We start from the raw sequence: 12,357 nt of genomic DNA on the forward strand, positions 1-12,357 counted from the left end.
CCCCTGGGTGAAACTTAGAGGTCTTGTGCTTCAGGGGTTATCTGTCGCAAAAAACGGTTATCAAGCATGGACCGGAAGTCCGGCAAGGGCTGCGGTTCAATTGCGCCGCTGCTCTGCGCCCAGCGTGCGGCGCTATCGAGCCCGATCAGCAGCGACTGGCCAAGGCCAAGGCGAAAGTTGTAGTCGGGCCAGACCCATTCAACAAATGCGGGTTCCAGCTGCAGCTGTCGACGAATAATCGTCTTGGCACCGGCCGGGTCGCGCTCAATGTACTCTGCCGCCTGATCCAGGGCCCGCAGCGTGGCCACGATCGCATTCGGATACCTAGCAAGGGTATCGTTCAGCGCCAGCAGATTGAAGCTGGTTGAATGCAAACCCTTGGTGGGCAGCAGTACCGCCTTTTCGCCCAGTGCCTGCATCAGCTTGTAGCCGTAGGGCTCCCACAGTGACAACGCCTGGATTTCGCCGCTTTCCAGCAGTTCCAGGGTCATGTTTTCGGGCGTGGTTTCACGCAAGTTCAGGGTGCGGGTATCAATGCCATGCATGAGCGCTACATTGTGCAAAAAATATTCACTGGACGAGTGCGGAGTAACGGCGACCCGGGCGCCCGTCAGGTCATAGGGGCTGCGAAGCGGGCTGTTCGTGGTGGTGATGAGCTTGATATCGTTGTCTGATGAGGCAAAGGAGGCGATGACTGAAAAGTCGCTGTTATCGAAACTGTGGAACATGACAACCGACTCGGAGCTGGTCGCCAGGTCTGCGCCGCCGTTGGCCATCAGGTCGTAACTGCGATTGCCACCAATCACTTCTTGCAACTCGATATCCACGCCCTGGTCGCGAAAGTAGCCCTGCGCCGCGGCAATATAGACCGGGGCTGACAACGGGGTGCGGGATACGGCGATAGAAAGCTGTGGCAGTATCGTCGGGCGTGACAGCACGCCGACGGCAACACCAAGGCTAAGCAGGCTCAGGGCGAGCAAGCCTGCGGAAATGGCGGATTCGTTACTCTTTATCATTGCGTGGTGACATCCTGTTCCCACGGCAGCAGTTTTACTGCTGCTCTATGCTTCAACGGAAAGTGGCGATACTGCCCTGATCACGGCATTCCGGCGCTACCACAGCATAAATTATCGGCCCGTGCTTGGATAGTGGCTATAAAATCACTGACTCAGGGTTTTGCTAAGCTTTATTCGTCCTGCAACGGATGGAAACCCAGCAAGGACAGGCTCGGAGGCTGTCCTTGTCATGGGGGAAAAGCCTATCCCGACCATCTACTGGAGAATGTTATGGGGCAAGACCCTCTTCTTCTCGCCTTGGTGAATCAGCTCGACGCTGAATCTCTTGCGGCTATGGTCCGTGATGATCCTGAGTATGGATCGACAAGCAAGAAGGCCCGGGGCTTGTCCCTGTCTGTCGCCAGGGTTTTGGTGGCGAGGCGGGAAGAGCGCCCGTTTTCAAGCGTTGGCGAGTTACTGGAAGTGCGGGGGCTGGGGAAGGATACCCTGCATGACATGCGCTGGAGTGTTTCCCGCTGGCTGCTGCGTACCCGGACATTCTGGACGCTCAAGACTGCCCCGGTGCTATTCGAGGGTGGCACCTTCGGTTTATCAGCATCGCGACTTTTCGGGATGATCGAGTTGGCTACAGAAGCCACGAACGAAGAACAGTTTGAGGCGTGGGCTGAGGTTAACGATGAAGAGTGGGCCGACCTGGAAGCGTGGATTGAGGAGCTCGAAAGCCGCGAAGAGGCGGAGGGAGGGGATGATCCGAGTGATGTGGTCCCTCAGGTCGACTGCGAGGAATGCGAACTGCGGGCCATGGAGATTATCTCGGCGGCACGCTTTGCACTCGTCCAGTTACAGGCCGCTATCGATGAAGTCAAGCGACTGGATGAGGTCATCTATGAATACTTTCGGCAGTCAGGCTATGTGGAAAGTCTGCGCCGGGCTCTGAAGGAGTTTCGCGAGGAGCGACGCCCTGTCGACGAGGATCAGGAGTATCAGGATTTCCTTGACCAGTGGCGGGCAGCACATCGGGAACTGAATGACCCCAACACCGATCCAGCCCGGCGCGGCGAGCTGGCGCAAAAACTTGAAGAGCTGCAAGCCAAAATATTTGACAAGGAGCACCCAAACAGAAGGCTTTCTGAGCGTGAAAGTAGGCTTCGGTTCTGGCAAAAACGCTTCAACGAACTTCGCCATGATTTTTGCAACGGCCCAAGTTGCCGCGACTATAGCCAGCGCTATCGGGCGCAGAAGGTTCGGTACCAAACCGCGAAGGAGCAGCTGGCGAAACTCAAGGCCGAATACGAAGCGCTTTTGGCTCGGTGCGCCTTGTGCGAGCTGCCGATCTGGGGCATAGAGGCGCCAGACTTCCGTCCTAACCTTTGCGACCTGCTGTGCCTGGAGTATACCCCCAGCCAGAAGTACGACGTGGGTGGCCTGGAAGACAACGTGGATTTCGTTAAGGGCCTGCCCGATTTGATCCCCCCTCCCAGTGACGATGATCCGCGGGATACCGGCCCGGAACCTGAACCCGATACCTTCCAGGGCTGGCAGCCGCCAGCCGATGCCGCGGTTGACTGTGTTCCCTGTCATGCGCTGTTCAAGACCGAAGTGGGCGATCCTGCCTTCCGCCGCCAGGACGACCTGAATGAGCGCGGCCAGCGCTATACAACAGAACTGCTGGAGCGCTATACCCGTTTCTGGAACCAGTATAGGCCCATCATCGATCAGGCAATCGCCGACATTCGGTTGGCTGACGCCATGCTGCGTGCGGCGACCTGTCAGGTTATCGACAGCCTGGATGGGGGGCGCGAAATTCGTAGGCGCAGGGGCGGCGGCAGCATTGGGCGGCGGGCGAAGGCTGCCCGCACCCAGGCGTTGCGCCGCATCTCCCGGGCGGGCTATCGGCTGGAGCACATCAATCGAATGCTTGCCCGTCGGCAACGCCAGCTCGACGAGCGCACGAAATTGTTGCAGCGGGCTATCGACCGTGATTACGCACAATATCTGGCGCGCTGCGAGGAGTGTGACCCTGGGCGCCCGGTATTGCTGGGGCCGCGGATTCCCCTGCAGCCCGAGACCCTGGATGTCCCGCCGATGTTCGATGGCGACTGCAACAACGTTGCATCCGCTTTCGATCGTATTCCCGCCGACACCGATGGGCGCGCCCCCCCGCCCGACGAGGACCCCGACGCTGAACCGCCGGGCGGTGCCGACGAGGGTGCTTCGGATGATGCTGCGCCTGTTCAGGATAAGGATCCTCATGATACCCCCGAACCCTTGCCTGAGGAGGATATCGGGGATCGCATCGACGAGATTCTGGATGCAAATCCGCCCTGCCAGCTGGACCGTGCACTGTTGCAGCGGCTGCGTGACGAGATTGCCGAGCGGGTTCGTCAGCGGGCTGAACTGAAGCGGGTGACGGAGGCAGAGGCCCGTCGTCTGGCCGCAGTTCTCGCGGCTGAGAAAGCACGTCTACAGGTATATGAAACCCAGGTCCGGCGCTACGCGGACCGGCTGCGCGAACTGCGGGGGCAATACGAACAGTTGGAAGACGCAACAGGCACCGCCGATGTGCGTCGGCGCCACCAGGTATCCAGCGCCTATGATCAGGCGGTGGCGGCTTACCGCGAAGCTTTTGATCTGTATGAGGCGCAGAGGCAGGGGTTCAACCAGGCCCTAGACGCCTACAACACCTTCTGGGATGGGCCAATGGCGGCTGCCAAAGACCGGCTCAAGCAGCTGTGGGACGAAATTCAGCAGCGCCTGGACCGGATGAACCACGAGCTTAGCCGTTGTCGCCAAAAGCTCGCAGGTGGCCCTCCGCCAGACCCCTGGGTCGATCCAGATGATCCGCCGGAGGCTGTGGAGCCAGAGACGCGAGAGGTCGTCGAGGACCTGGAGGCCGACAACGCGCGGGACACTCGCGAGACGGAGGAGCTGGAGCGCACACTGGAAGGCCTGAAACAACAGGGTCCACTGGGGCAGCTGTTTCACCGCATCGTAAAGATGGATCGCGCTATCGAGGAACTGGACGACGAGCTGCGGCGTCGACTGCGTGATCTGGATCGCCGGGGGGGTACTCCGCGGGACGCAGACCGTGATGTTATCGTCGGCCGTCTGCGTCGCCGGCGGGCACGGCTGGTACGTCGCCGCGATGTGGCCCTTGGGGAGGCGCGTGAGGCTGTGGCCGGGCTGGATGAAGCCTGGTGGGAAAGGCGCAATCACCACGTCATCGATGTGGCGCCGCAACTTGCGAGCCTCGTCGCTGCGATGCGACGCCGGGCGCAGCAACTGAAGGATGAAGGCGAGATCGGCCGGGCCCGGGCCCTGGCCCGCAAAGCCGATCGAGTCGAGGAGGAGGGTGGCAAGCGCTTACAGGAGATGCACGACGGTATCGGCGATGAACTCTTGCAAGGCCTTGATGCCCATGCTGCAAGCAATGATGCCGCGATGTTCGTGCTTCGGCGGATGCGTGAGCGCGGGCGGCGTCTATCCGAGTTGCGCGGGCGTATCGCCTCCCGGGAACGTGTATTGCTCCGCATGCGAGCAGCCAGTGCCCCCGAACCCTCGGATCTGCTGGAGATCACGCCGGCTAACAACGACAGTCTCGGCGATCGCGGGGCATGGATGCTGGATAACTTGCTGGCGGCCAGACGTCGCCCAGGGGCCTACATCAATCAGCGGCGCCGGGCAGCTCCGTTGGCGGATGGCGCGGAACCGGCCGATGCCGACCTGTCCTTCGCTCGCATCGTAGCAGCGGCCACGGACCTGGGTGTCCCGGGCGACACCCTCGCGCGCATGTTGTTGGTCGACAAATCCGACCCTGTTGCACGGGTGCGGGCGCTGCACCGGGTTGTCGATGTGGCGTTGGATGTGTCCGGGCAAGACGCTGATGCCGCTACCGACCTGGTGCTGGCGCTGGGTGACTGGATGCGGCGCGCGCGCAATGACCGCTCCCTGCCGATCCATGAATTGCGCCTGAAGGGGGCGACGCCGGAACAGTGGCGGCGCTGGATTGCCAGCGCGAAACCGGCCGAGTTTGCAGGCCTGATGCAGTTGGATCCACCGGATGAAGTGCTGGATGCCCTAACCGACAAGCTGGAGGGGCTGGCCAGTGATGCCCTGGATGCCGATTCGGCGTACGCGCTGGCCCGGGCTGTGTTGAGCGGTTTTGCCAGAGCCGCGGCCGGGCAGCGGGGAGGCTGGCTGAACCTGTTTGAAAAAGTACTGCCAAGAGTGCCGGAGCAACGCCGTCCCCGGATACTCACTTTGCTGGACAATTACGAGGCCGGCTTTCCCGAAGCACCTGTTCGCGACCTGGGCACCGCGGCTGCGTTGCGCCGAATGGGCAGTGAAACCCGATGGGCCGAGTTCCGTCGCCTGGCGGCGCGCGCTATCAGCGCAGCACGTCCGCCAGACCTTGTGCCGCTTCTGGACCGATTGCGCGGGCGTGACCTGGTTGGGCTCGATGGCTTCGAGGGGGATGAGGCGACCTGGCGCAGTGAGCTGCTGGATCAATTGGTCGCGCGTGTACACAGCATGGATACGGGTGACGTGCGCCCCTGGTTACCGGTACTGAATGCTGCCCGCAGCGCGGGTGATGCGGTGCCCGGGCTGACAGAGGCTATCGAGGGCCGGGTGCTGGCCGCCATCGGCGACCTGGCTGTGGATGATCTTGAGGGGATGTCTCTACTGATAGACCTGGCGATCGCCGAAGGCGTGAACGGGCCCCTGGGGGCCTACGAGGGCCTGGATCGCTTTGACCCGGCGGATGTCGTGGCAGTGGTGACTGAACGCTTGGCCAGGCGCCCTGTGGGGCTGGACACCGCTGTGCTGGATCAATTGTGGACCCACGCCGTCAACGAGGGAATGACAGACCCCAAGCTTCAGAGCGTTGTGCGGATCGGGCTGGCGCTGCCAGGGCTGATGCCTGAACTGCTCGATCGGCTGGACGAGGTGTTTGGCGGCCTTCGGCATGGGGAGGACGAGGCCAAAGATGAAGCCTGGGACTTCCTGATGGGGCTGGTGCGAGGACAGGTTGACCCGCTACTGGCGGCTCGAGTGCGCGCCTGGGCATCCCAGCTTGGACCCCAGGTCATGCAGCGGAATATTGACCATGCTCTGGCCGGTGATCAGCCCAGCGATGCCGTGCAGGAGGCCCTGTTGGTGGGTAACGCAGGGCTTGTCTACCTGGTTGACCGCGTGCGTGCAACAGCTGATGAGCTGACCTCGCAGAAGGTGTTGAAGCTACTTTTTGAGCCCGGTGGCCTGGTGCTCAAGACGCCGTCAATGAGCTGGGAAGATGTCGCGGAACAGGTCTACGGCGATCGCGGATTGGGCCCGCATCTCGCCCAGTTGGCGGTTGGGGCGCCGGTAGAACTGCTGCCGGCGCCGACGCGGAACGACTTGGAAAGGCGTATCGACGACATGTCCTACGCCCTCGCAAGCCCTGGCCTGCAGCCGCTGTCCCGGCTCGACCTGGGTGGTCTGGACACTGCTGAACGCGAAGGCGTAAGGGATTTGCGCAGGCGCTGGCGCGCGTTGACGGGCAATTACAACTTGCGTGCGTCCGAGCGCTGGGCCCGCACCCAGACGTTGCTGGAGCAGACCAATAACGTCGTATTGGCCGTGGCCACACGCACCCATGGGCGACGCCTGTTTGCGACGACGGGTATCGAGGATGTCGACCGGACGCTGTTTGAAAATCTGGAGCTTCGTATCCGCCGCGTTCTGCTGTCGGGGGGTGATCCTGATCTGACCCGGGAATTGAAAGAATACGGTGACTTTCTGGCCCGGGATGTTCTGCCCACCCTGGGACGGTTGGCGACGTCCAGGCGTCTTGCCGGGCAATTGGTGGACAATCCCGAGGCACGGGAATACGCGGGAAGCGGTGCGCCGCGGGATGCATTGAATCAGCTGAGCGGTTGGTATCGTATGGTACGCGAGGCTGATGCGGCGGAGGTCGCCCTGGCGTTGCGTGCGATTGAGGCTGACAAGGCCGGGAAGGAGCTCACAGGCACCCGGGCAGCGGGTAATGCCTTGTGGAACGCGGTAATGGCCAATGACCTGGCGGCGGGCAAGCGTGCACTGGCTGATCTGCACAGCGCCTACCTTGAGGAACTGGGTGTAACGCCCGAACGCCTGGAGCAGGCGCGGGCGCGGGCCGATGCCGGTCTGGACGGGGACGACCTGAGGGCGGCACTGCGTCTGGCGAACCAGTCCCACCAGAGCATCCTGTACGGCGACGCCCGCGATGTAGCACAAAACCTGGCCTACGCCGAGAAGGCCGCAACTGACTTTGATCCCCAGGCCTTCCACCAGCACCTGGTGCGCAAGGAGGCACGGGACTTGTTGGAAGGCGGCGTTGGATCGATTCTCGACGGTTCGCTGCAGGCTTTTGCCCGGCGCCAGGCGCTGGCGGAGAAGCTCGATCGCCTGCGCAGCCTGGAGAGTGACCTTGTCACGCCCGCCGATGAGGAAGCCTTCCGCGCACTGGAGAAAGAGGCAGAGGAGCGCTTGGCTGGAACGCGTCAGGAGGCTTCAGATGTGCTGGATGCAATCGATAGCGGCTACGCGGATCGTCAGTACCTGGGTGCTCCGCGCACGCAGCTCGTCCGCCAGCGTTTGGCCGAGGCGCAGCGCGCACTTGAGCGCTACAAGGCGGCCCGCCGTGATGGCCGTCATCGTCATGCGGCGGACTGGCTGGATACGGCCATCACCCTGAGGGAGCACGCAGCCCTGGCACTGCACATCGAACAGTCCCGGGATGCGTTGCGCAAGGAGGTGAAGCTGGTTGAAGACATTTTTGCTGACAGCTATGTAACGGCACCGGGTACGGACCCTGAACAAAGACACCTGCGACGAACAGCGGTTTCGATGGAGCGCGCATGGACGTCGGTGCTGGATGCCATAGCGTCCGGGCGTCCTCTGGGCGATAGACGCGTTGATGTTGCCCGGGCGCTGCGTGACATAAACCCGCGCCTGCTGGAATCCTGGGCGGCCGGGGTAGCCTCAGTGGTGGACGACTATCAGACCGAATCCCTGTGGAAAGCGGGGGCGGCGCTGCTGCTGACGGCGATCACTCTGGGGGCTGCATCCGAGGTGACGGGGCCCGTGCTGATTCTTGCCGTGCACGGCCTGCGGGGCGCGCGCATCGCACAGGTGGCGGCCATGTTGCTGGTGGAGACCACCATTTTCACCGGCGCCTACATGGCCTACGACAACCTGCTGCACCGACGGCCCTTCGGCCGCGACAGCTTCGGTTCCCAGTTTGTGCAAAACCTCGTCATGCTGGGTGCTCTGAAGATCGCGGGCAAGATAGGTGCCCGGTTGTCGGCTGGATTGAAGAATCGCTGGGCTCAGGGACTGGTGATGGGGTCTGTCGAGCTGATGTCTTTCGCGTCGCTGTCGTTTGCTCACCAGGCTATACAGCTTGAAGCCCAGGGCAGGAGCTGGCGTGATATCGACGGTACGAAATTCATGCTTGAGACAGTGGGTTCGCTACTGGTGCTCAAGGCCGGGGTGTTACTGGGGCGGAACCTGTTGCCCGAGCGCCTGCGCGCTGCTGCCCGGCAGCGTCTGGGTGACCGTGCTGTTCGGATCGAAGCCGACATTGCCGCCAGTGATCGCGCCATTGCCGAGCTGAATCGGCGCCGGCATAACCTGGAGGGAAGCGACCGGGCGCCCACGCCAGGTGAAACGCAGCGCCTCCTGCAGGACCAAATCAACGCCCTCAGAGAGCGAATCCGGCTGGCCGAGGGGCTCAAGGTCCAGGGCCTGATCGGAGATGGGCAGGTCAAAGCCCTGAAAGACGGTCTGCGCGATGTGCAGCGGGGACTGGATCAGCAGGGCCAGGTCGTGCGACAGCTTCTCACGGAATTCGGCATACGCCCGACGGCGGATGGCCTGTTCAGCTTCCGCGGGGAGCGGCGCGCAGATTTGCTGGAGTGGCTGCGCAACCAGGGCCTGGAGGTCATTGAGACGGCGCGCGATCTGATGGTTGTCGTCAACGGTCAGGCGTTGCGCCTGCGTCCGAGGGTGGCTGAAGCCCTTGATGCCACGCCAGAAGGTTTAAACGCCTGGGCCGCACGTCTGCTGGCGGAAGGGTGGCTTATAGAGCGACTGCCTCAGGAGCCGTCGACTTTCCGGCTGACCTCGGCGGAGGGTGAAATCCACACCGTGCGTGTACGACCTGCCGATGCCGGTCCGGGGGCACTGGCGTTACCGGTGCGCCCCGCGGCTGCGCGTCGACCGGGCACTGTTAGAGTCGCCCGTGTACAGATAGGGGAAGGCCAGGGTATCGAGATTCGGGTCACCGCCGAGGGTGAGTCCGTGGTGACTGAGGGGGAGCTGGGGCGTCTTATTGAACAGATCGCCGTGGCGCAGTTGCGGGGTGATTCCCCCGACCTCGTCACCTTGCCTGAACATGCCTTGCGCCTTCGCTTTACGCGCGAAACTATTGGCGAAGGCGATGTTTTGGACAGCGCTGTGGTGGCTCGGCTCCAGGCGATTGCCGACCGGCTTGGCATGAACCTGGCCCTGGGGGTGGACGCCTCGGGAACGGGGAGCGACCGGCCGATGAACGGGGCAGTAATACTGCAATCCGGGCAGCGGGCGACATGGGTCAGCGGTGATGCCCACGCGCTGTCCGATGGGGCGGGCTCCGTAGTAACCATCAACGGTGTGCGGGTACGTTTCGCTGTATGCGCAGACGCGGGCGCCTGTCGTCCCGGCCACAGCGATCTGGTGGTGGTGCTGGCCAGCGCGCGGCAGAGTGCGGTGGATGCCTGGGATTTGCCCGAGACCGCGGTGGTGATCAATAGCCCCCGCGCATCAGGCACAGGAGCGGAGGCTGGGCAGCCTGGCAATCGGGCTCAAGTGGGCATTGATTACGTTGACCTACCCAACCCACGTCGCGTGCTGGCGACCCTTCGGGCCCTGGCACCAGAGGGCGCACGACCTGCCCTGGAGGGATTGCTGCGCAGTTTGAAAGGCAGCTCCCGGACAGGTGGCTGGAGGGCGGCTGAGCGGCTGCTGGCACAAGATCGCGCCCTGGACTGGAGCGCCTTTGAACAGGCATCCCGGCGGGGTGAGGGCCCCGTTGAGCAACTGCAGGCCTTGACGGGGGGCGCCAGGGATATCACCGGTCTTGAGACCTTCCTGCAGGTACTTTCCGGTCTGCCGGAACCCTTGCGCGCCCAGGGGCGGGCCATATCTGACCGACTCTGGCGCAACAGGGCGGATGAAATCGCCCGGGACCTGATGACCACGCCGACGCTGGCTGCCGAGTTGCTAAGGCCTGGCCTCGAAGGACTGAGAGACGCCCTCGCTGACCGTGGGATCGATCCCCGCAACTTGCCACAGCCCGGTGAACGATCACCGCTGTGGGCGGCCCTGGCCCGGCGATTGCGTTTTGGGCTGCCCCCCATGGGACAGTTGCCGCAGCTGCGTCCGGGATTGCGGTGGGCCGATTTTGCAGAGCTCGGCCAGCGTGTCCGGCAGGCGCCAGACTCCCTGGGTCAGCGGGTCAGACTCGCTGATATAGCGGATTTGGTTCAGGTGCTGCGAGACCAGGGTGTGGACCTGGTGGAGGTGGCTGCCCCCGATCGTCCCGGCGCGAGGGCCGAGTTGGAGTTAGACGGTGCCCAGATCCGCATCCGTCTCAACCCGCACTCAACCTGGCGGGATTTGGCCAATGAGATCTACAAACGGCAGTTGCTACAGGATTTGGGATTCGATGGCCGCCTGACCTCTGAGATGAGAGCAATAGTCGAGGCCGAGGCTGCGCGCTTTGAGCAGACGTTTGGTGTTCAGCAGAGTGAAAGAGCGGCCTTCGCGCAGCGCATGGAGGGGTTCTGGCGAGGGGAGCTGGAGCGTATCCAGTCCGGCGAGAGACCCAATGTCCTGGAATCGGTCGAAGGGGATCGTTTGATCATCGAAGCCAACGACCAGGCGATGATCGGTCGTTCCCTGCGCAGCCGCATCAGCGCCTGGGCGCGCTCGCTGTTGGGTCGCAGAGTGGGTACGGGGATGTTCTCGGCGCGCTTCAGCAAGGCCGAACGCGACACTATTGAAGAGTTTCTGAATTTCGCTCAAGAGCAGCACGCCCTGGCCGATCAGGCCCGTACGCGCTTCGAACAGCTTGAGACCGAGCGGGCCCGTCTGGCAAACCGCAACGATGCGGTAGCCGAAACCCGAAAGGCAACTCTGGATATTGAGATTGGCCAGGCTCGAAGTGATCGACAGCGGGCACAGGACGAGGCGTTGGCGGCCACCGAATCCGTGCTTTCGATGTTATCCAGCGCCGAAGGCAGTGTGCCCTTCCTGCGGGGCGCCGAGCGAAAGGTACAGCTTGCACCGGAGAGGGTGGCGGACCTTGTGGCTCGCTACAATCAGATCAATCAGGAAGCTGCCGGCCATTGGGCGGATTACGGTCGCCTGAAAGGGCAAGGCGACACCGCCGGCGCCGCCGATGCCCAGCGCGCTGCTCTTCTGGCGTTGCAGCGTGCCAGGCGTATTTCCGAGGCTTTGGGGGGAAGGGGCGCAGTAGAAGCGCTGGAGAGACTTTACGGTCGACCCTCTGCCGAGTTATGGCCGCCACAAGGGCTGGATATTGTCTCTTCAGGCTTGCTGGATCGTATTGTGCGCTATGGGCGAGAGCTGTGGGTCGTTGAAGAAAAAGGCGGCGCAGCCGACATTCAAACGGCTGAGGGGCCTAACAATATTAGCGTCTGGCAGGGCAGCGAGGCACACACGGTATTCACTGCTGCGAAGATGGTTACATCGGCCTTAAAGAACCTGAAGCGTGGAGATCTTACCGACGCAGAGCGACAGCGTTATGCGGTGCAGCTGGCGGGGGGCAATGCGGTATTGCGGGCCTTCGCCCAGGGGCGACTGCGTATCCTTGTTATTAGTACGCCCTGGGTGCGAGGCGCCGATGGACGGGTGACAGGTCCCGGTGAAACAACGGCAGTAGAAGGAACACCGCAAGCCCAGCACAGGCCCTCGCAGCTGGAGGTGCAGGAGATAAATTTGCAGGAGCTGAGTAACCGGCTCAAGGCAGCGCGGCTCGAGTTTCAGCCTCCAGAGTGAGAATTCTTTCCGTGCGCGCGGTAGATATCTGTATCAAGGCTTCGTCGCGGGGCGCGCCTCCTACGACCACACTACATAACGCTCAGAACGGCTCGCTATCCCCCTCAGCAGCCGACGAGCACCGGGATTATGTTCCGATCAGACCCGAAGGGGTGAGGCAGGGACTGCCGAGCCGCCGATTGGGGACATGGATGTCCCCTTAGCGGCGTCCGGGACATCATTCCGGCGCGCAGTGCAGCCGCAGGCCGGCTGATGGGGG

At 62.7% G+C, this 12,357-nt stretch carries 2 protein-coding genes; one reads left to right on the forward strand and one right to left on the reverse strand.

What is annotated here, in order from left to right; translation table 11 throughout:
* Positions 1 to 14: 14 nt before the first annotated feature.
* Complete coding sequence (locus MRS74_RS04070; protein ID WP_254578997.1) at positions 15 to 1,016, reverse strand: ABC transporter substrate-binding protein; 1,002 nt, start codon at positions 1,014 to 1,016, stop codon at positions 15 to 17.
* 384 nt (positions 1,017 to 1,400) lie between these two features.
* On the opposite strand from MRS74_RS04070, the gene MRS74_RS04075 reads away from it, so the two are divergent.
* Positions 1,401 to 12,098: a hypothetical protein gene (locus MRS74_RS04075; protein WP_254578998.1), complete on the forward strand. Its 10,698-nt coding sequence runs from the start codon at positions 1,401 to 1,403 to the stop codon at positions 12,096 to 12,098.
* The last annotated feature ends 259 nt before the right edge of the window (positions 12,099 to 12,357 follow it).

Source organism: Marinobacterium sedimentorum, from assembly GCF_024267675.1.
Lineage (GTDB): Bacteria > Pseudomonadota > Gammaproteobacteria > Pseudomonadales > Balneatricaceae > Marinobacterium_A > Marinobacterium_A sedimentorum.

Bases quoted from the DNA above. Each gene is read 5' to 3' on its own strand.
- MRS74_RS04070 (WP_254578997.1), bottom strand. From the start codon at position 1,016: ATGATAAAGAGTAACGAATCCGCCATTTCCGCAGGCTTGCTCGCCCTG.